Annotated in this window: 25 protein-coding genes; 10 read left to right on the plus strand and 15 right to left on the minus strand. The window is 61.0% G+C overall.

Annotated elements, in window-relative coordinates:
- Positions 1–41: 41 nt before the first annotated feature.
- A complete protein-coding gene (locus ACSHXH_RS04925; RefSeq protein WP_435670659.1) occupies positions 42–1,691 on the minus strand; it encodes an electron transfer flavoprotein-ubiquinone oxidoreductase in 1,650 nt (549 codons plus the stop codon).
- A gap of 272 nt (positions 1,692–1,963) precedes the next feature.
- On the opposite strand from ACSHXH_RS04925, the gene greA reads away from it, so the two are divergent.
- The gene (greA, locus tag ACSHXH_RS04930; protein ID WP_435670660.1) at positions 1,964–2,434 is read left to right on the plus strand and encodes a transcription elongation factor GreA; all 471 of its coding nucleotides are present in this window, start codon (positions 1,964–1,966) and stop codon (positions 2,432–2,434) included.
- 17 nt (positions 2,435–2,451) lie between these two features.
- The gene (locus ACSHXH_RS04935; protein ID WP_435670661.1) at positions 2,452–3,459 is read left to right on the plus strand and encodes a hypothetical protein; all 1,008 of its coding nucleotides are present in this window, start codon (positions 2,452–2,454) and stop codon (positions 3,457–3,459) included.
- A gap of 108 nt (positions 3,460–3,567) precedes the next feature.
- On the opposite strand, the gene ACSHXH_RS04940 is transcribed toward ACSHXH_RS04935, so the two are convergent.
- From ACSHXH_RS04940 to ACSHXH_RS04955, 4 genes are read right to left on the minus strand one after another with little or no spacing between them, the layout of a single operon-like run.
- Complete coding sequence (locus ACSHXH_RS04940; protein WP_435670662.1) at positions 3,568–5,685, minus strand: molybdopterin-binding protein; 2,118 nt, start codon at positions 5,683–5,685, stop codon at positions 3,568–3,570.
- On the minus strand, positions 5,682–6,173 hold the full coding sequence (mobB, locus tag ACSHXH_RS04945; protein ID WP_435670663.1) for a molybdopterin-guanine dinucleotide biosynthesis protein B: 492 nt from the start codon (positions 6,171–6,173) through the stop codon (positions 5,682–5,684). Before mobB ends, ACSHXH_RS04940 begins: the two co-directional genes overlap by 4 nt.
- On the minus strand, positions 6,170–6,802 hold the full coding sequence (mobA, locus tag ACSHXH_RS04950) for a molybdenum cofactor guanylyltransferase MobA (protein ID WP_435670664.1): 633 nt from the start codon (positions 6,800–6,802) through the stop codon (positions 6,170–6,172). Before mobA ends, mobB begins: the two co-directional genes overlap by 4 nt.
- A complete protein-coding gene (locus ACSHXH_RS04955; RefSeq protein ID WP_435670665.1) occupies positions 6,799–7,677 on the minus strand; it encodes a formate dehydrogenase accessory sulfurtransferase FdhD in 879 nt (292 codons plus the stop codon). Before ACSHXH_RS04955 ends, mobA begins: the two co-directional genes overlap by 4 nt.
- A gap of 62 nt (positions 7,678–7,739) precedes the next feature.
- Between ACSHXH_RS04955 and ACSHXH_RS04960 the strand changes: the two genes are divergently transcribed.
- Complete coding sequence (locus ACSHXH_RS04960) at positions 7,740–8,447, plus strand: AzlC family ABC transporter permease (protein ID WP_435670666.1); 708 nt, start codon at positions 7,740–7,742, stop codon at positions 8,445–8,447.
- Positions 8,444–8,767, plus strand: coding sequence for an AzlD domain-containing protein (locus ACSHXH_RS04965; protein ID WP_435670667.1), 324 nt, complete (start codon positions 8,444–8,446; stop codon positions 8,765–8,767). Before ACSHXH_RS04960 ends, ACSHXH_RS04965 begins: the two co-directional genes overlap by 4 nt.
- A gap of 4 nt (positions 8,768–8,771) precedes the next feature.
- Here the strand turns inward: ACSHXH_RS04965 and ACSHXH_RS04970 are convergent, their stop codons facing one another.
- From ACSHXH_RS04970 to ACSHXH_RS04985, 4 genes are all read right to left on the minus strand, one after another.
- Positions 8,772–9,398: a hypothetical protein gene (locus tag ACSHXH_RS04970; RefSeq protein WP_435670668.1), complete on the minus strand. Its 627-nt coding sequence runs from the start codon at positions 9,396–9,398 to the stop codon at positions 8,772–8,774.
- 19 nt (positions 9,399–9,417) lie between these two features.
- Positions 9,418–9,552 (minus strand): aa3-type cytochrome c oxidase subunit IV, encoded by a 135-nt coding sequence (locus tag ACSHXH_RS04975; protein WP_435670669.1) that lies wholly within the window; start codon positions 9,550–9,552, stop codon positions 9,418–9,420.
- A gap of 91 nt (positions 9,553–9,643) precedes the next feature.
- The gene (locus tag ACSHXH_RS04980; RefSeq protein ID WP_435670670.1) at positions 9,644–10,102 is read right to left on the minus strand and encodes a DUF6173 family protein; all 459 of its coding nucleotides are present in this window, start codon (positions 10,100–10,102) and stop codon (positions 9,644–9,646) included.
- A 27-nt stretch (positions 10,103–10,129) separates the two neighbouring features.
- Entirely contained in the window at positions 10,130–10,588 is a 459-nt protein-coding gene (locus ACSHXH_RS04985; RefSeq protein WP_435670671.1) for an Lrp/AsnC family transcriptional regulator, read from the minus strand.
- A 119-nt stretch (positions 10,589–10,707) separates the two neighbouring features.
- On the opposite strand from ACSHXH_RS04985, the gene ACSHXH_RS04990 reads away from it, so the two are divergent.
- Positions 10,708–10,929: a DUF6356 family protein gene (locus tag ACSHXH_RS04990; RefSeq protein ID WP_435670672.1), complete on the plus strand. Its 222-nt coding sequence runs from the start codon at positions 10,708–10,710 to the stop codon at positions 10,927–10,929.
- A 94-nt stretch (positions 10,930–11,023) separates the two neighbouring features.
- On the opposite strand, the gene ACSHXH_RS04995 is transcribed toward ACSHXH_RS04990, so the two are convergent.
- From ACSHXH_RS04995 to ACSHXH_RS05005, 3 genes are read right to left on the minus strand one after another with little or no spacing between them, the layout of a single operon-like run.
- Positions 11,024–12,190: a DNA recombination protein RmuC gene (locus ACSHXH_RS04995; protein WP_435670673.1), complete on the minus strand. Its 1,167-nt coding sequence runs from the start codon at positions 12,188–12,190 to the stop codon at positions 11,024–11,026.
- Positions 12,187–14,028 carry a DNA mismatch repair endonuclease MutL gene (mutL, locus tag ACSHXH_RS05000; protein ID WP_435670674.1) on the minus strand — a complete coding sequence of 614 codons (1,842 nt, stop codon included), beginning with the start codon at positions 14,026–14,028 and terminating at the stop codon, positions 12,187–12,189. The genes ACSHXH_RS04995 and mutL overlap by 4 nt, the downstream gene beginning before the upstream one ends.
- A 59-nt stretch (positions 14,029–14,087) precedes the next feature.
- Positions 14,088–14,351, minus strand: coding sequence for a hypothetical protein (locus ACSHXH_RS05005; RefSeq protein ID WP_435670675.1), 264 nt, complete (start codon positions 14,349–14,351; stop codon positions 14,088–14,090).
- Here ACSHXH_RS05005 and ACSHXH_RS05010 point away from each other — a divergent pair, their 5' ends adjacent.
- Genes ACSHXH_RS05010 through ACSHXH_RS05030 form a run of 5 tightly spaced genes read left to right on the plus strand, consistent with a single transcriptional unit; the run spans position 14,352 to position 18,093 of the window.
- The gene (locus ACSHXH_RS05010; RefSeq protein ID WP_435670676.1) at positions 14,352–15,278 is read left to right on the plus strand and encodes an AEC family transporter; all 927 of its coding nucleotides are present in this window, start codon (positions 14,352–14,354) and stop codon (positions 15,276–15,278) included. It begins immediately after the preceding gene.
- 13 nt (positions 15,279–15,291) lie between these two features.
- Complete coding sequence (gene fghA / locus ACSHXH_RS05015; protein WP_435670677.1) at positions 15,292–16,122, plus strand: S-formylglutathione hydrolase; 831 nt, start codon at positions 15,292–15,294, stop codon at positions 16,120–16,122.
- Positions 16,119–16,580 carry a YaiI/YqxD family protein gene (locus ACSHXH_RS05020; RefSeq protein ID WP_435670678.1) on the plus strand — a complete coding sequence of 154 codons (462 nt, stop codon included), beginning with the start codon at positions 16,119–16,121 and terminating at the stop codon, positions 16,578–16,580. The genes fghA and ACSHXH_RS05020 overlap by 4 nt, the downstream gene beginning before the upstream one ends.
- Positions 16,577–17,179, plus strand: a complete 603-nt coding sequence (locus ACSHXH_RS05025; protein WP_435670679.1) for an HAD family hydrolase — start codon at positions 16,577–16,579, stop codon at positions 17,177–17,179. Before ACSHXH_RS05020 ends, ACSHXH_RS05025 begins: the two co-directional genes overlap by 4 nt.
- Positions 17,176–18,093, plus strand: coding sequence for an ornithine cyclodeaminase family protein (locus tag ACSHXH_RS05030; protein ID WP_435670680.1), 918 nt, complete (start codon positions 17,176–17,178; stop codon positions 18,091–18,093). Before ACSHXH_RS05025 ends, ACSHXH_RS05030 begins: the two co-directional genes overlap by 4 nt.
- Positions 18,094–18,151: 58 nt before the next feature.
- Here the strand turns inward: ACSHXH_RS05030 and ACSHXH_RS05035 are convergent, their stop codons facing one another.
- The 3 genes from ACSHXH_RS05035 to ACSHXH_RS05045 are packed head-to-tail and all read right to left on the minus strand — an operon-like array spanning position 18,152 to position 21,682.
- Entirely contained in the window at positions 18,152–19,396 is a 1,245-nt protein-coding gene (locus ACSHXH_RS05035) for an MFS transporter (RefSeq protein WP_435670681.1), read from the minus strand.
- Positions 19,397–19,433: 37 nt separating this feature from the next.
- Positions 19,434–20,300, minus strand: a complete 867-nt coding sequence (locus tag ACSHXH_RS05040) for a C40 family peptidase (RefSeq protein ID WP_435670682.1) — start codon at positions 20,298–20,300, stop codon at positions 19,434–19,436.
- Positions 20,297–21,682, minus strand: coding sequence for a leucyl aminopeptidase family protein (locus tag ACSHXH_RS05045; RefSeq protein WP_435670683.1), 1,386 nt, complete (start codon positions 21,680–21,682; stop codon positions 20,297–20,299). The genes ACSHXH_RS05040 and ACSHXH_RS05045 overlap by 4 nt, the downstream gene beginning before the upstream one ends.
- Positions 21,683–21,729: the final 47 nt, after the last annotated feature.

Below are 21,729 nucleotides of genomic sequence, written 5' to 3' on the forward strand. Positions count from 1 at the left end.
CTCAAGCAAAAAGGCCGGGCAGGAGCCCGGCCTTTAGCAGCTTACATATTCGGATAGTTCGGACCGTCCCCACCCTGCGGGACCGTCCAGACGATGTTCTGGCTTGGATCCTTGATATCACAGGTCTTGCAATGCACGCAGTTCTGGAAATTGATCACGAACTTGTCAGCCCCGGTCTCGTCCTTGACGAACTCATATACCCCCGCCGGACAATACCGCGCGGACGGGCCACCGTATTTCGGCAGATTCACCGACACCGGCACCGACGCATCTTTCAGATGCAGATGCGCTGGTTGGCTTTCCTCATGGTTGGTCGCGGCAAAAGACACGTTGGTCAGACGATCAAACGACAGCTTGCCATCGGGTTTCGGATACTCAATCGGCGCAAACTTGGACGCCTCTCCGGTGGCCTCGGCATCGGATTTCCCATGCCCCAGAGTCCCCAAAAGTGAAAAGCCCAGCGTATTGGTCCACATATCCAAACCGCCCAGCGTCAAAGACGCGGTCAGCCCGTATTTTGACCAAAGCGGTTTGACGTTACGCACCTTCTTGAGGTCTTCACCAATCGCGCCCGTGCGCACCTCCGCCTCGTAATCGCCAAGTTCATCAGACGCGCGACCACCTTGGATCGCGGCATAGGCGGCTTCGGCGGCAGCCTTGCCCGACAGCATCGCATTGTGGTTGCCCTTGATGCGCGGCACGTTGACCATGCCCACCGAACAGCCCAGAAGCGCGACACCCGGCGCCACCATCTTGGGCATCGACTGATACCCACCTTCGGAAATCGCCCGCGCGCCGTAAGCCACACGTTTGCCGCCCTCAAGCAAGTCTTTCACCATCGGGTGATGCTTGAAGCGCTGGAATTCCATGTAGGGATAAAGATGCGGGTTTTCGTAGTTCAGATGCACCACAAACCCGACATAGACCTGATTGTTGTCGAGATGGTAGATGAACGATCCACCCCCGGCATTCGACCCAAGCGGCCAACCCATCGTATGCGTGACCGACCCTTGCTTGTGCTTGGCGGGATCAATCTCCCAAATCTCTTTCATCCCAAGGCCGAACTTCTGCGGCTCCTTGCCCTTGGACAGATCGAATTTCTCGATCACCTCCTTTGACAAGCTGCCCCGCACGCCTTCGCTCAGGAACACGTATTTGCCCAGCAATTCCATCCCCGGCTCATAGCCCGCACCGGGCGTGCCATCGGCGTTTTTGCCAAACTCCCCGGCGACAACGCCTTTGACGCTGCCATCCTCGCCGTACACAATCTCGGAACAGGACATGCCGGGGAAAATCTCGACCCCAAGCTCTTCGGCCTGTTCCGCCATCCAACGGCAGACATTGCCCATCGACACGATGTAATTGCCATGATTATTCATCAGCGGCGGCATCGGGAAATTCGGAATTCGCAGCTTGCCCGCCTCGCCCAGCATGTAAAAACTGTCATCCGTGACCGGCACATTCAGCGGCGCACCCCTGGCTTTCCAATCCGGGATCAACGCATCCAGACCGCATGGATCAAGCACCGCACCCGACAGGATATGCGCACCCACCTCGGAGCCCTTTTCAAGGACAACGACGTTCAAATCCGCGTCCAGCTGTTTCAGACGGATCGCTGCGGACAGACCGGCGGGGCCTGCACCCACGATGACAACATCATATTCCATCGCTTCGCGCGTGTGTTCGCTCATGTCGGGCTCTTTCCTCAAATTCACCTGCCGAAAACGTTCCAATTGACGTAACGCGCAGGTGCGGAACGGTCAATTGCGACACCGCGTTACAGCCGGTCTTTGGATTGAAATGCCAGTTTTTCATGCGCCGCGTAGCGCCGATCCGTGCAAGGCCCCTTGCGTTTCCATCCGGGGTCAGGTCACTGTTGTGCCAAAGTAAATGATATGTTTGGACCGCACCAAAGTCACCGGTGCCAGGGCGCAAGCTCTGCCGACCAAGAGGGAACCGTCCCATGGAAAAGCTACCTATGACCCGCGCGGGGCATGCCGCGCTGGAAGCAGAATTGAAAACGCTCAAGTCAGAAGAGCGCCCTTCCGTCATCAAGGCGATTGCAGAGGCGCGCGAACTGGGCGACCTCAAGGAAAACGCGGAATACCATTCGGCGCGCGAAAAGCAGGGCTTTATCGAAGGCCGCATCAAGGAACTGGAAGGCGTGCTGAGCCTTGTCGAGGTGATCGACCCAACCAAGCTGTCCGGCCCGATCAAATTCGGCGCGACCGTGACGCTGGTGGATGAAGACACCGACGAAGAAAAGACCTGGCAGATTGTCGGCGAACACGAGGCCATTATCGAAAAAGGTCTTTTGAACATCAAATCACCCATCGCCCGTGCCCTGATCGGAAAAGAAGAAGGCGACAGCGTCGAAGTGCGCACTCCGGGCGGTGAAAAGTCCTACGAAGTGCTGAAAATCGAATACATCTGATGGGTCGATCCCCCGCCATGACACCGAAAAAAGACGCGCGCGCCCTCTCCGACCCCATTGCGAACCGCGCCAGTGACACCACCCGCGGGCTAAGCGGCATTGAACTGACCGCCGCCGCACTCAGCGTGTTGTGGCTGGTCATATCAGCCGCGTTTTTCCTGTTTTCGGGCAATGACGGCGCAGACGGTCTGCGGTTTCTGCTGACTCTGATGGTGATTTTCTTTCCCGTTGGCATGATCTGGGTCGCCGCGCTGGGCGCGCGGTCCTCACGGATTCTGCGCGAAGAAAGCACACGCCTGCAAACCGCGATCGACGCGATCCGGCACGCCTATATCACTCAAAACCAGGCAGGCGGGCGGGATCAGCAGCCGCACCCGTCCATCGTCAAAAAACTGGACGAAATTGCGGATGCGCAGAAAAAGGCAGAAACCACTCTGGCGATGTTCACCTCGACCCGCGCGGCTCAAATCGCGGTGCATGCAGCGGCACCTGATGCCGAAACAGGCGACCAGCCCGTCCTGGCACTGGGGACACCGGCAGAAGCGATGCACCCCCCGCTGTCAAATTCCGATTTCATCCGCGCGCTGCATTTCCCGGAAACCGCCGACGACCAAGAAGGCTTCGCTGCCCTGCGCCGTGCGCTCAAAGACCGCCCATCGGCACAGCTGGTGCAAGCCGCGCAAGACGTACTGACCCTGCTCAGCCAGGACGGCATCTACATGGACGACCTGCGCCCCGATATGGCCCGGCCCGAATTGTGGCGGCGTTTTGCCAAGGGCGAACGCGGGCGCACCATCGCTGCCTTGGGGGGGGTGCGTGACCGATCTTCACTCGCCTTGACGGCAGGCCGCATGAAACAAGACCCGATCTTCCGCGATGCGGCGCATCACTTCCTGCGGGTGTTCGACAAAGGGTTCTCCCGGTTCGAGGAAACTGCCACCGATTCCGAAATCTCGGATCTGGCAAGCACACGCACAGCCCGCGCCTTCATGCTTTTAGGCCGCGTGACAGGCACCTTCGACTAAACCTCAAACCTGCTTCTTTGGGCCATAAATACCTCGGGGGTTTGGGGGCAGAGCCCCCGAAGGTTCCGGCAACGGAACCTCTGGATGCGTCATCGCATCCAAACCGGCTCAGGAAAATGACCCGAACGGAATATACCGCACCGGGTCACCGGGTCGAACATGCACCGCACCATCGGGCAGTTCGACCAAACCTTCGGCCCAGCTTAACCCGCTGATCCGGCCGGACCCTTCGGATTTGAACACCTCCGCGCGCCCATCACGGATACGCGCCCGCAGGTATTCGCGCCGCCCCGGCTTCTTGCGCTTCTCGAACGCGGCAGGCACCGCAAAGCCCTGCGGCTCTGACCACCCGGCCCCCGACAACGCCGCCATGGCAGGGCGCGCGAAAACCAACGTACAGACAAGCGCCGCCACCGGGTTGCCCGGCAGGCCGAACACCGGCGTGCCGCGCCACATTCCCAGAGCAAGCGGGCGTCCCGGCTTCAATGCGATGCGCCATTCCTGCATCGCGCCGGTTTCGCGCAACAGCGCCGAAATATGGTCCTCATCGCCCGCTGACGCCCCGCCAGAGGTCAGGATCACATCCGCCCGATCTGCCGCTGCGTCCAATGATGCGCGCACAGCGTCCCGCGCATCCGCCGCGCGGCCCATATCAACCATGTCAAAGCCAAACCCGGCACACAGGCTGAGCAGCATCGGACGGTTGGCATCAAAAATCTGCCCTTCCGACGCGCGCGCACCCGGCTCCACGATCTCGTCTCCGGTCGACAAAACCGCCACGCGCAGCCGCGTGCGCACCACCAGAGTGCCATGCCCAACAGCCGCCGCGAGCGCGAGGTCCGCAGGGGTCAGCACCCGACCACGATACAGCGCGATGTCGTCCGCAGTCACATCCTCCCCAGCCTTGCGCGTATTGGCCCCGCGCTTGAGCGGGCCGTGAAACGCCACCTGACCGTCTTGCACCCGCGTGTCTTCATCGAGGACAACCGTGTCCACGCCATCCGGCAAATCTGCCCCGGTCAGAACCCTTATCGCGGCCCCCTCGGGCACCGCGCTTGCAAAGGGCGCACCGGCCGCCGCGCGCCCGTCAACCAAAGGCAACACCTGCGGTCCGTCGCCGATCGCACCCCCGGCAAACCCGTACCCGTCTACAGCGGTGTTCGGATGCGGCGGGTTTGACCGCAGCGCCACAAGATCATCGGCCAACACCCGCCCCGCCGCCTGCATCAGCGGCACAGTTTCGACCCCGACCACCGGCGTCATACGGGCGCGCAAAAGCGCCAGCGCATCATCCACCGGCGTCCAATCAACCCCCGCAGGCAAGGCGAAACAATCATTGCGCAAGGGCGGCGGCGTCAACCCCACCACGCCCTGCGCAGCAGCCACCAACTCCACAGCGTGCCCCGTGCCAAGAATCCACGCTTCCTCGCTGGCCTCGGGACCGGTATCCGCCAGCATCGCCTCCAACCGCCCCGGCGCAAGCCCCGCCAAGGCGCGCGCCAAAAGCCGCACTTGGGCGCGATCGCGTATCTCGTCTGCGCCACCCTCCTTCACCGCCGCTTCGATCAGGCCCGGCCAAACCTCGGCCAGAACAACCGGCGCGTCAGAGCAATCCTGAAACGGCCAGACCGCCACACCCGCACGCTGCCGCAACCGTGCCAGCATGGGCAGCCCCATCAGGGCCTGACTTCCCACAGTCGGATTAAAGAAGAGTTGAAAACACGAAGACGACGCGCTTGCCGCATTATCGCAGGCCCGCCGTTCTGCGCAAAACTCATAGGCAATGCCTGTCTTGCGATAAGGCACATCCGGCCAAACATCCTCGCGAGGTTTGCCCCAGAACGGCCCCGGCCCGTCAAACAACCGGTTGAGGCTTGACGCCACCTCAAAACGGTTGTTCTCGCCTGCCGCATTGTCGGTGATCCGCGCCTCCAGCCAATCCCAGAACACCAGCGGATCGTCCGATCCGGTGATGCGCCGGACAAAGCCGCGCGGATACCCAAACGGAAAATCAAACCCAATCAACACGCGCCGACCAGCCTGCGCCTCAGCCTCGACAAAGGCCGCAAGCCACGCCTCGGCTTCAATCCGCGACCGGCAATAGACCGGGTCCTGATCGACACCAGACCGCGTCACACCAATCCAAATCGCATCCTTTGAGGGACGGTCCGGCGCACGTTTTCCCGCCGACCAATCGACAATCGCAAGGGTGTCGAACCCGGTCAAAGACCCACCTCGGACAGGATGAAATCAGCAATCGCAACTGTGTCGTTCAGGTCAAACACCGGACGGTCCAACGCCATTGGCGTATCGCTGGCCACCGCGCGGATCGTCGGGTCGCCCGGGGCGATCAGGGTGTTGCCGGTTTCCGCGCGATGCGCCTCGACCTTGGGATGGCGGTCGCGTTTGTAACCTTCGACCAGCACCAGATCGACCGGAGCCAGCTTGGACAGGAGAAACTCCAGCGTTGGCTCGTCTTCGTCTCGCAACTCGTGCATCAGCGCGAACCGATTGCGCGACGCCAACAGCACCTCTGTCGCGCCTGCAACGCGGTGACGGTGGCTGTCCTTGCCGGGGTGATCGACATCAAAAGTGTGATGCGCGTGTTTGACAGTGGATACGGCAAAGCCGCGCCCGGTGATTTCCGTCACCAGACGTTCCATTAACCCGGTCTTGCCCGCGTTTTTCCATCCCGTCACACCATAAAGTTTCATGCCAATGCCTCTGCCGTCTTCAGGTCGTCCGGGGTGTTCACGTTAAAGAACGGGTCTCCACCGTCGGTCGGGAACACCGCCTCGCGCCCGTGGTGTTTTTCGGTCCAGATGACCACTTTCTTGATCCCGTCCTCCAATGCCGCGCGCAGATCATCACGCAGCGCAACCGGCCAGAGGCCAAATGTCGGGTGCCGGATCAGGCCGGAACGGCTCATGGATTTGGTCTTTTCCTCCCCGCGCGGGGTCGCAGCCAGGACAAGCGGATGTGCCATACCTTGCGCCCTGTCCTGCAACACCTGCACCAGATCAGTCGGAAAGAAGGGCGTGTCTGCCGCAACGGTCACGATGGCCTCTGCCCCCTGCCCCGCGGCCCAGTCCAGACCCGCCAGAACACCGGCCAAAGGCCCCGGAAACCCCGCAACACTGTCAGGCAGCACAGGCAGACCAAACGCATCAAACCGCGCCGCATCCCCATTGGCATTAAGCGCCATATCCCCGACCTGCGGCCCAAGCCGGTCCATCACGCGCTGCAACAGACTCTGCCCGCCAAGGGGCAACAACGCCTTGTCGCCACCGCCCATGCGCGTCGCCAGACCACCGGCAAGGATCACACCCAGAGGTTCGGTCATTCCGCGCTCTTCCTGCGGGATTTGCGGCTTTCCTCGGGCACCATGTCCGGGTCCATGTCGCGCACCAAACGGTCCTCGCCCGACAGACACACAAACCGCTTGCCGCGCATCCGTCCGATACAGGTGAGCCCGACCTGACGCGCAATCTCAACGCCCCACGCGGTAAAGCCCGACCGCGAGGCAAGAACGGGTATCCCCATCAATGCCGTCTTGATCACCATCTCGGATGTCAGCCGCCCGGTGGTGTAGAGCATCTTGTCCCCGGCATCGACACCTTCCTGAAACATCCAACCCGCGATCTTGTCCACGGCGTTGTGACGGCCCACGTCCTCCATATAGACCAGCGGGCGGTCCTGCTGGCACAGCACCGTGCCATGGATCGCCCCCGCCTCTAGGTAGAGCGACGGCGTCGTGTTGATCCGGTGCGCCAGCGCATAAAGCCACGATGTCCGCAGTTCTGTGCGGGGCAGGACAACCTTGTCCAACCCTTCCATCATATCGCCAAAGACTGTGCCCACGGCACACCCACTGGTGCGGGTCTTTTTCTTGACCTTTTCCTCATAGCTCGTCTGGCGTTCGGTCCGCACCACGACAACCTCAAGATCGTCGTCGTATTCGACCCGCGTCACCACGTCGTCGGCCAACAACATGCCCTGATTGCGCAAAAACCCCACGGCAAGGTATTCCGGGTAGTCGCCAATCGTCATCGCCGTCACGATTTCCTGACTGTTCAGAAAGATCGTCAACGGGCGCTCCTCGACCACGCTGATCTCGGTTTCGGCACCGGTGTGGTCGGTGCCAATCACCCGCCGCGTGAGGCGCGCAGCCCCCGGATCAGGCGCGATCAGATAGTCCCGTGACAGGTCATCCGGCATTGATTGCATCTCCCTTCGTCCAAGGCTACGTCCAGTCCGAACTTAGCAGACGAGGCACAGTGATGGCGGCAGGGACCGCAATGTCAAGCTACTGGCGGGGCGTCCGCGACGGCCTTCCCTTTCTGGCCGTTATCGGCCCCTTTGCCATGCTTTTTGGGGTACTCGCAACCGAAGCCGGGCTTGCGGTACACGAAACCATGGGCTTTTCCATTGTCGTGATCGCAGGGGCGGCACAATTCACGGCGCTGCAACTGATCAATGAGAATGCACCAACGCTGGTGGTCATTGCGTCAGCACTTGCCGTGAACCTGCGGATGGCGATGTATTCGGCGTCGATCACGCCACATCTGGGCCGCTTGCCGCTGTGGAAACGCGCGATCGCGGCGTATTTTCTGGTTGATCAGACCTACGCCCAGACTGTCCTCGATTACGAAAAACACCCGGACCAGACGACCACACAGAAATTCTCGTATTTCTTGGGCGTCGTAACCCCGATCTGCCCACCATGGTACGCGTTCACGCTTCTGGGCGCGCTGCTGGGCGAAAGCATACCGGCAAGCCTTGGCCTCGACTTTGCACTGCCCATCGCGTTTTTGGCGATGATCGGCCCGATGTTGCGCACCCCAGCGCACCGGATCGCGGCGCTGGTCGCTGTGGTTCTGGCGCTGGCCTTTGCATGGTTGCCCTATAATGCCGGTCTGTTGGTGGCGGGGCTTGGCGGGATGATGGCCGGGGCCAAGGCCGAGACACGGCTGGGGCTGACACCATGAGCGCCACAACCGAACTTTGGGTGATCATCATCGCACTTGGGCTGGGCAGCTTTGGCCTGCGCTTTGCGTTCCTGGGCCTGGTGGGGGATCGCGCGATGCCGGAATGGCTCTTGCGGCACCTGCGCTACACGGCTGTTGCGGTGATCCCGGCGCTGGTGGCACCGCTTGTTCTGTGGCCCACCGCCACCGGCGGTGCCCCGGACGCAACCCGCCTTGCGGCCGCCGCGGCGACATTTGCCGTGGGTTATCTGACAAAAAACGTCTTTGCCGCGATGGGGGTTGGGGCTGCGGTTCTGGTGTCGCTCAGCACGCTGCTTTAGCGCCTTACTGACCCGCAACCGCCTGTTCGAACTGCGCGATGGCAAGCGATTTGTCATCCGCGTCGTTCTCGAAGATCTTCGTGGTCTGCACACCCGGAAGGGCCTCGAACTGATCCATCAGCGCCTTGGGGAACCACGTCGATCCAACAGCATCGAATCCCGGAAGCTGTCGTAAGATGGCCGACGTGCTTAGCGCGCATTGCGCCGACGCCACCGGGCCGTTTGCGACCGCAAGGCGCAGCGCCCGTTCCGCCACGTCCGGCGACACTTCGATCCGCTGGATCACGACGTGATAGGATTCGCGCGCATGCGCCCGCGCATAGAAATCTGCCACACCCGGTGTGATGCCATACAAAACATCGCCCCGTTCCGGCACAGCGCTTAGGCGCACGGTGCCTGCCGGATCGAAGATTACCCTTTGCGATCCGTTGATCATCAGGCTGGTATGTGCCCCAGCCCCAGACCGGTTGTTGATCATCGTATATAGCGTCAACGCGGTCGGACCGGAATGGCGATAGGACGCGCTGCTGATCACCTCGGGCGAGGCATCCGGGCGCATATCCGCGCCCGCGCCACACCCCGCGAGGGCCATCATCAGGACCCCGGCAAGGGCGCGCAACATCAGGGGCATAGGGACCTCGGGGTCAGTCTCAGGAATTGAAAATCGCAAGGAAGATCAGAATTCCGATCGAGAAAACCGCAACGCGGACAGCCCAGCGCATGAAACCGTCAAAGGTCTTTTCGTGTACGGTTGTGTCCATCGACCCGTGCTTGTGTTCAGCCATTTTTGACATCCCTCAGATATGTATGTTTGATCCTTCGCTACCCGGTTTGCCTGACCCTGTCACCCATGCCAAGCGCGCAGTGTGTCGCGGTTCAGTCAGAGTGTTCCAATTCCGCCGCAAGCTCGAACCCGATGCGGCGCGGCGGGATATCCTCGCGCGGGATCGGAAGCGCCCGCAAAGCGACGTTCAACTGCGACACGTGCTGGATCAACTGCATCCGCGCCCCCGATGCGTCTTTGCCGTAAAAGGTCACGATATCGGGATCAAAGAACCCCAATCCTTCGATCCGCAATACGCCGGTTTCGTTCCCGGCAAAGCCCATTGCGACCTCGTGTTCATTGTCCAACTGTTCTTCGAAAGTCTGGATATACAGAATGAGCCGCTCATAGGCCCACTCCGACGCGCTTTTCTGCTTCACCGATTTGCGCGTCATGGCCTCGGGTACAGGTTTCGCCCCGGTCTCTCCACAGCCCTTGGCATGCGTGTCCACCCTCCGGGGCAGCGCCTCGGCTTCGACGGCTTCAGCGGTGGTCTGGATGTCCTCGTTCATGTCGAACCCCTTAACAGATTGGCACTCTTAAATCGGCAAGGCCGTGGTTTCCTTAATCTCTTCCATAACGAAACTGGCCGAAATATCCGAGAGCGGAATCCGCGCGATCACGCGTTTGTAAAACGCGTCATAAGCCGGAACATCCGCCACGCGCACCCGCAGCAGGTAATCCAGATCCCCCGTCATGCGATATGCGCCCACAACTTCGGGCATGGCGCGCACCGTCTTGTGGAACCCGTCCAGCCAATCGGCATCGTGCCGCCCTGCGCGGATCATCACCATCACCTCCAACGGACATCCAAGCTTGACCGGATCGGCCAGCGCCACGCGCCCCACCAAGATACCCGCCTCCTCCATCAACTTGATCCGCCGCCAACAGGCATTACGCGACAAGGCCACCCGGTCCGCGATCACCTCAACACTCAGACTGGCGTCCCGTTGCAGAATACGCAGGATTGCCTTATCGAAATCATCCATCTTTTCCATTTTCATAGGATTTTTTCCCAACCTTTTACCATAAGGGTAAGATTTTTGGGAAAACAGCTCCAGCAAAATCCGTCATCTTTGCAGTCATTAGGGACAGAAACCGCAAAAGGGCACACCCAATGGCACAAACAGGATCGGTCTTGCACAAAGTGTTCATCGAACACCCTCAAACAGTGAACGAGACCTATTTCGAACACATGCGCTTCGCCGCCAGCTTTGCCTTTTGGCTGACCGTCGCGGCAGGCGCGGCGCTGGTGCACGCGGTGATCCCCGCACTATGCACAACAACCGCCAGCACGATCCTAAAGCGTCTGCACACCCGGATGGACCGCCGCCACTGATTTCGGGCGCTTTTCCCGAACGTTACCAAATGGTGAATAGGTCCACATCGGATCCAATGTTTCGCGCGCGAAACAATAGGGTGCAGATGTTGACCTATTCACCCGGCGGCTTGGCCAGACGCACCACGGGGGTCGGGTCGACCTTGGCCAATTCTTCGAAATCGAAATTGTCCAGCCGCCGCGCCCGGCGTCCGGCCTTGTCAGCGCTGATCTTGATATCCGCAATATCTTTGGCCGCCTGACCGAAATGCCGATCAAGGTTTTCCACCCGGCTGCCCAGACGGTCCACATCGGCATAAAGCAGGCCCAGTTCCTTGCGGATCGCGCCTGCCTGTTCCTGCATCCGCGCATCCTTGAGGATTGCACGCATCGTGTTCAGCGTGGCCATGCAGGTGGTCGGCGACACGATCCAGACTCGCGCCGCGAACCCGTCGCGCACCACTTCGGGAAAGTTCGCATGCAGTTCGGCATAAACCGCTTCGGACGGCAGGAACATCAGCGCGCCGTCTGCGGTCTCACTTTCGATAATATATTTCTCGGAGATGTCCTTGATGTGTTTTCGCACCGAAATCCGAAGTTGCTGCGCCGCGCGATTGAGCTGATCTTGCGTGTCCGCACGACGCAATTGCTCATAGGCTTCCAGCGGGAACTTGCTGTCGATCGCAATGGGCCCCGGCGGGTTCGGCAGGTGGATCAGGCAATCCGCGCGCTTGCCATTCGACAAGGTCGCCTGAAGCGTAAAACTGTCCTTGGGCAGCGCCTTACCAACGATGTCGGTCAGCTGGATTTCCCCGAACGCCCCGCGCGTTTGTTTGTTCGACAGGATGTCCTGCAAGGACAGCACATCGCCCGACAGCTTGGTGATGTTTTCCTGCGCCTTGTCGATGCTTTGCAACCGCTGCTGCAAGTCACCAAGGCTTTGCGCTGTGCGCCGGGCCGACCCGTGCAGGTTCTCGGTCATCTGTTCCTGCACCTGCGCCAGACGCCGCTCCATCAGTTGCAACATCGCGGTCTGGCTTTGCGCCTGCGCCTCTGACACATGGTGCAGACCGCCTGACAACCGTTCCTGCCCGTCACTCAAGCTTTGAACCCGCTGCCCGACCTGCGCCAATTGATAGACGAGCGGTTCGCTGAGTTTCGCAGCGCGACGCGCTGACATCAGCGACATGAACAGCAGCACAAACACCAAGCCACCCAAGACAAGCGCCAGCAGGACGACCGGATCGCTCAGGTCGAGAATGAGATCGCCGATCTGAATCATGTGCGGCCAAACAGTCTTTCGATGTCGCTGAGTTTGAGTTCGACATAGGTGGGCCGACCGTGGTTGCACTGGCCGGAATAGGGCGTCGCTTCCATCTCGCGCAAAAGCGCGTTCATCTCTTCCGCCCGCATCTGACGCCCCGACCGGATGGAGCCATGACAGGCGACACGGCTCAGGATCGCCTCGATCCGGTCCTGCACCGCGCGGGCTTCGCCTTGATCGTCAAGCTCGTCGAGAATGTCGCGCAAGAGCGCATCGGAATTGACCTCGCCCAGAATGGCTGGCGTTTCGCGGACCACAACAGCGCCATTGCCGAAAGGTTCGATGGTCAGGCCCATTCGGGTCAGGTCTTCCGCAATGTCGAGCAGGCGCGCGCTGTCGCCGTCACTCATCTCGACCACATCGGGGATCAGAAGCGCCTGCGCGGGCACGCCATTCGCCGCCATCTGGGTTTTGAGCTTTTCATAGACCAGCCGTTCATGCGCGGCGTGCTGATCGACAATGACGATCCCGTCTTCGGTCTGGGCGATGATGTAGTTTTCATGCACCTGCCCGCGCGCCGCACCCAAAGGCAAGGTTTCGCGGGACGTCTCAACTGTCTCTTGCGGGGTGTCTTGCACATCCACCATCCGCCCCGAATAGCTTTGCTGCATTTCGGCAAAACCCGGCGATTGCGCATGGTAGGCCGTCTGTTTCGCGGCGAAACTCGGGCGGTCCATTTGGTAAATCCGGGACTGGCCGTGTGGTTCTGGACGCATCGCTCCAAGGGTTGCATCCGCGACGGTGGTCGACGCGCGGTGCCCGGCCTCGGCCAGTGCATGGCGCAGAGCGGACACGATCAGCCCGCGCACCAGACCTGGTTCGCGGAACCGCACCTCGGATTTCGCGGGATGCACGTTCACGTCCACCTTGTGCGGATCGCAATCGACAAATAACGCCACCGCCGGGTGACGGTCGCGGCTCAGGAAATCCGCATAGGCCCCGCGCAACGCGCCGATCAAAAGCTTGTCGCGCACCGGACGGCCGTTGACGAACAGGAACTGCGCCACCGCAGCGCCGCGCGAATAGGTGGGCAGAGCGGCAAAGCCAGTAAGGCGAATGCCCTCGCGCTCGGCATCAATCGGCACGGCGTTGTCGACAAATTCGCGGCCCATGACCTGACCCAAACGACCGCGCAGCGCATCGAACAGGTCGCCGGTGACGGCATCGGCGCGGAAGCTCACGCGGCCTTCGCCGCCCCCCGACACATCGCGCAGGGTGAAGCTGACCGAAGGTTCGGCCATTGCCAGCCGTTTGAGCACATCCGAGATCGCCTGCATTTCGGCGCGATCAGACCGAAGGAATTTCAGACGCGCGGGCGTGGCAAAAAAAAGACTGCGCAGCGTGACAACCGTACCCTTGGAGAGCGCCGCCGGTTTGACCGGATCAAGCGTGCCGCCACTGACAGACAGCTCTGCCGCGTCATACCCCTGGGATCGGCTGGTCAGGGTCAACCGGCCCACCGCACCGAGTGACGCCAGCGCTTCGCCGCGAAACCCGAAGCTGTGGATGTTGAGCAGGTCAGAGCCGTCGATCTTGGACGTGGCGTGGCGGGCCAGCGCAAGCGGCAGCTCCTCGGGCGGGATACCGCACCCATCATCGGTGACGCGGATCAGCGTCTTGCCGCCATCGGCAATCGCCACCTCAATGCGGGTGGCCCCGGCATCTATTGCGTTCTCAACCAGCTCTTTCACAGCAGAGGCGGGGCGTTCCACAACTTCGCCTGCCGCAATGCGGTTGATGGCGCTTTCCTCAAGCTGTTGAATTGAGGCGCGGATATTGGTGGCGGGGGAATTCATGCCACGAGATGTAGCATGTGACTTGCGATTCTTCTATGGGGTTTTGGGCACCAGACGCGTCAGAAAAATTTGAACAAGATACCCATCGCGCTGACGTATGCAGCCATCAAAACCCAGAAGCGATACTTCATATTCTGGTTTATCTCAGAGGTTTCAGCGACAAGCTTTGCAATTTCTGCGCGCATCTTGTCGTCAGCAATGGATTGCTCCTGTAGCGTCATCGAAGCGTCCCAAGCCAAAAATACACGCATGGGATAAATATAGGGGGTTAACAGAACCCTGTCGAGATTGACCCCGCCCGTCTGCGTGATAACAAAACACATATGCTGTCCATTTTCCTTCAGACCCTGCCGTTTTTTGCCCTGATTGCCGTTGGTTATGGCGCGGGCAAAACTGGGTTTTTCACCCCTGAAGCGACCGCGTACCTGACCAAATTCGTATTCTACTTTGCCCTGTCCGCGATGATCTTTCGCTTTTCCGCAAACCTGTCGCTGGCCGAGATTTTCGACTGGCGGATCGCTGCCGGGTACCTGTGGGGGACGGCATTTGTTTATGGGATCGGGATGGCGGTTGCGTTCATGCGGGGCATGAACACCGAAACCGCCGCCTTCGAGGGGCAGGTCGCGGCGATTGGCAACACCGGGTTTCTGGGTGTGCCCATGCTTGCCCTGCTGATGGGACAGGATGCGGTGGGACCGATTATCCTTATCTTGGCCATTGATTTGGTGGTGTTTTCTTCGCTGATCGTGATTTTGGTCGTTGGATCGCGCGAAGGCCGAATGTCGATGCGGATCTTCAAGACCGTCGGGGTTGGGCTGCTCAAGAATCCGATGATCGTGTCAATTGTCGCCGGATTCATGGTGTCGGCCACGGGTGTGCCCATCCCAGAGCCCGTTAACCAATTTTTAAGCATTCTGGGGGCCGCTGCCACACCCGGCGCGCTATTCGCGATTGGTGCCTCGCTTGCCAGCAAATCGGCAGAGCGGTTGAACATCGCGGGATGGTTGAGTTTCTGCAAGCTGGTGATCCACCCGGCGGCGGTGGCGTTTGGGGTGTTTTTCCTGTTCCCGGCGGACCCGTACAAGGCGGGTGTGGTCGTGGCCGCCGCGTCTTTGCCGGTGGCGGGCAACGTGTTCATCCTTGCGCAGCATTACAACGTCGCGCCGCAGCGGGTGTCCGCGGCCATTCTGATCTCTACGGCCATCAGTATCCTGACTGTGTCGTTCGTGATCTCACAGGTTTTGGTCTAGGAAAGGACACGCCATGAAAACCATTTCGGAAAACAGGTGTTTCGGGGGTGTCCAGGGTGTGTATTCCCATGCGTCGGACGCGTGCGCATGCGACATGACCTTTGGATTGTTCCTGCCTCCTGCGGCCAAAGAAGGACCGGTTCCGGTGCTGTGGTATCTGTCGGGCCTGACCTGCACGCATGACAACGCCATGACCAAGGCCGCTGCCCAAGGCTTTGCCGCCGAGGCCGGGATGGCTGTGGTGTTCCCCGACACCTCTCCGCGCGGGGATGCTGTGGGGGATGACGATGCCTATGATCTGGGCAAGGGTGCGGGGTTTTATGTGAATGCGACGCAAGAACCGTGGGCGCCGCATTTCCAGATGTGGGATTATGTGTCTGCGGAATTGCCGGCACTTCTGGGATCGGAATTCGCCATTGACCTCGGCCGTCAGGCGATCACCGGGCATTCGATGGGCGGGCACGGTGCGCTGACGCTGGCGATGGCCCATCCGGGGCGGTTTGCGTCGGTGTCGGCCTTTGCGCCGATTGCCAACCCCAGCCAGAGCGATTGGGGCCGCAAGCAATTGTCGGCGTATCTCGGCGATGATGAGGCGGCTTGGGCGCGGCATGATGCGCGCGTGCAGATGGAGGCGGTGGGGTTCGATGGGCCCGTGCTTGTGGATCAGGGCGGCGCGGACCAGTTTCTTGACCTTTTGCAGCCCGAAACCTTGAGCCATGCGATGGCGGCGCGGCGTCAGGATGGGGTGTTCCGCATCCAAAAAGGTTATGATCATTCGTATTTCTTTGTCGCCACCTTTATCCCCGATCACATCGCGTTCCATGCCGACGCGCTGGGGCTGTGACCCGGCTTTTCGTGGATGCCGACGCCTGCCCCGTCAAGGGTGAGGCAGAACGCGTGGCAACGCGGCACAAGGCGCAGATGTACCTGGTGTCGAATGGCGGCTTACGGATGTCAGACAACCCGTTTGTCGAAGTGGTTGTCGTGCCCGATGGGCCGGACGTGGCCGATATGTGGATTGCGGATCGCGCAGGGCGGGGGGATGTGGTGATCACCGGAGATATTCCGCTGGCGGCGCGTTGTGTCGAGAACGGGGCGCGCGTGCTCAAACACAACGGAGAGACGCTGGACGCGCGCAATATCGGGCAGGTTCTGGCCACGCGTGATCTGATGACGGATTTGCGGGCGGCAGATCCGTTTCGACAAGGCGGCGGGCGCGCGTTTTCCAAGGCAGACCGATCCCGGTTTCTGGATGCGCTTGAGCGCGAGATGCGCGCGGCGGCACGAGACGTGCCCAGATGATCCGCGCGGTGGTGTTCGACATCGGCAACGTGTTGATCGCGTGGCACCCCGAACGGTTCTATGACCGTGCCATCGGCGAGGACCGACGCCGCGCCCTGTTTGCGGCGGTGGATTTGCACAAGATGCACGACGCGGTGGACCGGGGCGGAGACCTTGCCACGGTTGTGCAGGATTGCGCGCGGTCGCATCCCGAATGGGCGGCAGAGATCCTGCTTTGGCGCGACAACTGGCTTGATCTGGTTGGGCCGGTGATCGATGGGTCAGTCGCGGTGTTGCGGGCTTTGAAGGCCACTGGCGTGCCGGTCTTTGCTCTGTCCAATTTCGGACGCGGCACATTTCAAATGGCGCTGCCGCTCTATCCGGTTCTGGCGGAGTTCGACCGCACGTACCTGTCTGGTGATATGGGTGTGAACAAACCCGAAGCCGAGATTTACCGCCGGGTCGAAGAAGACTGCGGCCTTGCCCCCGAGGCATTGCTGTTCACCGATGATCGTGCAGAAAATATCGACGCGGCCACGGCGCGCGGATGGCAGACGCATCTGTTTTGCGGGCCAGAGGGGTTTCGCACCCGGTTGCAGCAAGAGGGGCTTTTGCCATGACGACACCCGTGATGATCCCGTTTGTCGAAGGGGAGGCGCGGCTGGATTGGCTGGGCCTGACCGATGCGATTGCCGCCGGGCATGATCTGCCCCGCGCCGAGATTGCCGACAGTTTCCTGTATCGCGGCGATGACACCCTGCTCAATCGGGCTGCGTGGATCGACGGGCTTGGCCTTGCCGTGAAATCGGCGACGATCTTTCCGGGCAACGCGGCGCATGGCAAACCTGCGGTCAATGGCGGCGTAACGCTTTATTCAGACCTTGATGGCACATTGCAGGCGATTGTCGATTTCCATCTTGTGACGAAATGGAAAACGGCGGGCGACAGTCTGCTTGGCGCGCGGCGTCTGGCGCGGGCCGACAGCAAGGTGATTGTGATCGTGGGCGCAGGCACGGTCGCGCGATCTTTGGTTGAGGCGTATTCCACCGGGTTTCCAGAAGCCCGGTTTGTGATTTGGAACAGGAGTGATGAGCGGGCCGCATCTTTGGCGGCGGAATTCGATCATGTGACCGTTGCGCCGGATCTGGCAGGGGCAGTAGGACAGGCAGATATCGTCTGTTGCGCCACGATGTCGACCACGCCGGTTTTGCGGGGCGACTGGCTGCGCGCAGGCACGCATGTTGATCTGATTGGCGCGTATCGTCCGGATATGCGCGAGGCGGATGATACCGCGCTGACCCGGTCGCGCGTGTTCGTGGATTCCCGCGACACAACCGTTGGGCATATCGGAGAGATGCGTGATCCGATTGCGCGGGGCGTGATCACCGAGGCCGATATCGTGGCCGATTACTATGACCTTGGCGCGTTTACCCGGACGTCCGAGAACGAGATCACGCTGTTCAAGAACGGCGGCGGCGCGCATCTTGACCTGATGGTCAGTCGCTACATTCTGGATCGCTGGCAGACACGGTAGAGCCGGGCGACGATACGGGACCGCATCGTCGGTTTGCGTCACAGGAAACCAGCGCCTGTCAGGCCGCCAGCGGAACGGGTTGGCGTTTTTCGCGGATGGGCAGGTGCACAATCGCGCTGAACGCCCCAACGCCTACGCCAATCCACCAGACCAATGTGTAATCGCCATGGATGTCGTACATCCGCCCGCCCAGCCAGACACCCATAAAGCTGCCCAATTGATGGCTGAAAAACACGATACCATAGAGCGTGCCCATGTAGCGCAACCCATAGATATGCGCGATCAAGCCCGAGGTCAGCGGCACGGTGGCCAGCCAGAGCGATCCCATCGCGGCAGAGAACAGGATCACCGAAGTGGGGGTGATCGGGAACATGATAAAGAGCGCCGCAACGATGGTCCGCGCGGTGTAGATGCCCGCGAGCAAGTATTTCTTGGACCAGCGATTGCCAGCCCAGCCAGCGGCCAGCGTCCCTACAATGTTCATCAACCCGATGAGAGAGATTGACACAGCCCCCAGCGCCGATGTTGTGGTGATGCCGATGGAATGCAGGATGCCCCCCGGCTGGATCGGGCCGCACAGTTCGGTCACGAAGGCCGGAAAATGGGCCGTGACAAAGGCAAGCTGATAGCCACAGCTGAAAAAGCCCAGAAAGATCAACGCATAGGATGGATCACGCAACGCCCGGACAAGGTTCGCGCCCATGCTTTCTTCAAGCTCGCCCTTGCTGGCCACACGGACAGGGGACCGCATGAACGGCAAGACCAGGATGACCGACAGGATGATCACAGCGAACCACACGAACACCATTTGCCAGGTCATCATGGTGAGCATCCATTCCGCCACCGGCGCGCCAAACACCTGACCGCCGCTGCCTGCCGCCGTCACAATGGCGAGGCTCATCGAGCGGTTGGCGTCTGAGCTGGCGCGACCGACAACGGCCAAGATCACGCCGAACCCGGTGCCGGCAACGCCGAAACCAACCAGAACTTCGTACCATTGATGCGCTTCGGGTGTGACCGCGAAGGACGACAGCACCAGTCCCGCCGCATAGACCAAAGCGCCCAAAACGATCGCTTTGCGATCACCGATCTTTTCCGCAAGCGCCCCGAACACCGGCTGCCCGATGCCCCAGGCAAGATTCTGGATCGCAATGGCGAGGGAAAATTCCGCACGCAACCAGCCGAATTCTTCGGCAATGGGGATTTGGAACACACCAAAGCTGGCCCGGATCGCAAAGGACACAAGGATGATGACACACCCGCCGATCAGGACAGGCGTGAAGATTGAGGCGCGCGCTTGCATAGGAATGCTCCGATAACCGCGACGGTTTGAGCCGATTTCAGAGCGAGGTCAAGCGAGCGTGGCGCAGGACGGCATCGCCCTGTGCGGCGATCCTGTCGATTGCCGCGTGCAGCGCTTCGTGGCGCACCGACATGGAAAACGCGTTGGCATGCAGCAGCGTATCGGGGTCAGACACCCATCCGACATGACCTTTCCAGAAAAGCAGATCACCACGTAACGGCGGCGTGCCGGGGGCAAGGGTGTCACCCAGCTGCTCCATCTGCTGATCACTGTCGCCGGGACAAGCGAGGCCACAGGCGTGGCAGGCGATCTGCACCAGACCGGAACAGTCAATCCCGAAGGCGGAGTTGCCACCCCAGAGATAGGGCGTGCCGAGCAGGCGTTCGGCGACCGCAATAGGATCGGTGTCGTGATGGTCGATGGGTCGTAGATGTCGGGAGGGCACGAACAACTCTTGGCTGTGAAGCCTGCCCGACCATGCGACGCGCGACCAGCCGTCGTTCTCGTCGAGGACCACCAGTTCGGACCCCATTGACAGGGATTTGACCGGGCCAGGCGTTTTCAGGCCGCTTGTCGGTTTGGCGTAGCTTTGCGCAGCGGCGATCCGGTGGGTCGGGGTCATGTCCGGGTGGCCGACAAGCTGCTCGACGGCGATCCAGCCGGAATAGCGCGTGGCCGCCATTTCGCCGTAAGCCCACACATCCTTCGATAGTGCGTGAATGGTGAATGCTTGTCCGCGCAACATTTGACGGTCACGTGCACCGCCCGGTTTTGCAAAAAGGTCGGTCACGGGCTGCGCGGTGTGTCTGATCTCCGGGTCGCAGCGGCGCAGGCCGTGTTCGTCGCAGGCGCGTGCGATCTCGTCAGCGGTGGCTTTGGACCAGAAATCGCGCCGGTCGCTCATAGGTCCATCATGTCTGGCAGCGCGGCGAAGAGCGCACGCACGCCCTGCATGGCACCGCCTTTGGGACGGCCAGGGGCCGGGTTGGGTTGCCAGCCATAAATGTCGAAATGGATGTAGCGATCCTGTTCGCTGACGAACCGGCGCAGAAACAGGGCGGCGGTGATCGCCCCGGCAAACCCACCCTTGGGCGCATTGTCGAGATCGGCAATGCCCGGTTCGATCATGGCCTCGTAAGGGTCGTGGAACGGCAGACGCCACACCGGATCGGCCATGCGTCGCGCCGCAAGGTCAAGCGAGGTCGCCACCACGTCATCATCGGTGAAATAGGGGGCAAGATCGGGGCCAACGGCAACCCGGGCCGCCCCGGTGAGCGTGGCCATGGACACGATCAGGTCAGGCGTGTCTTCGGAGGCGAGGGTCAGCGCATCGGCGAGCACCAGACGGCCTTCGGCATCGGTGTTGTTGATCTCGACCGTAAGGCCCTTGCGCGAGGTCAGGATGTCTTGGGGTCGAAAGCTGTTGCTGCTGACGGAATTTTCCACCGCCGGGATCAGCACCCGCAGTCGAAGTTCGAGCCCGGACGCCATGATCATATGGGCAAGGCCCAGCACATTGGCCGCGCCGCCCATATCCTTTTTCATCAAGCCCATCGAACTGCCGGGTTTGAGGTTCAGGCCGCCGGTGTCAAAACACACGCCCTTGCCCACCAGCGTGATCCTTGGCCCGCGATTGCCCCATGTCATGTCGATCAGACGGGGCGCACGATCTGAGGCGCGGCCCACGGTATGGATCATCGGGAAATTGTCTTTGAGCAGGGCATCGCCCGTGGTCACGGCGATTGCTGCGCCATGCTGGTCGGCCAAGCCGCGCGCGGCGGATTCAAGTTCTGCCGGGCCCATGTCAGAGGCTGGTGTGTTGATCAGGTCACGGGTCAGGAACTCGGCCTCAGCCATGATCGACAGGCGGGTCGCGTCAACACCGTCTGGTGCGACAAGGGTGGCCTGTTCGGCCCCGCTGTCGCGGTAGCGGTCAAAGCTGTAGCTTGCCAGCAGCCAACCCAGCGCCTCTTGTTCAAGATGTTCATCTTCGATGCCACTGTGGATGCGGTAGGTGCCGGGCGCAAGTCTGGGCAGGGCCGCGGCCAGCGCGTATCGGTCGCGTTTGCGGGCCGCCGCGGTGCCGTAGCCAACCAGCACAGAGTCAGGATGGCCAATGGCGTCAGGGATCATCAAAGCGGTGCCAAGCGCGCCCTTGAACCTGCTTGCTTCGACCCAGGTGCGCACAGTGTCGCTTTGCTGTGCAGCCCAGAGTGCAACGTCTTCAGACCCCAAAACGTAGACTGGCAGCGCTTTTGTTCCCGCTGGTGCGAGTGCAACGGTCATGGCTTTCCCCTATCCTGATAGGCGGGACCGTACGCCGATGACCACGC

The organism is Marivita sp. (assembly GCF_051251565.1).
GTDB lineage: Bacteria > Pseudomonadota > Alphaproteobacteria > Rhodobacterales > Rhodobacteraceae > Marivita.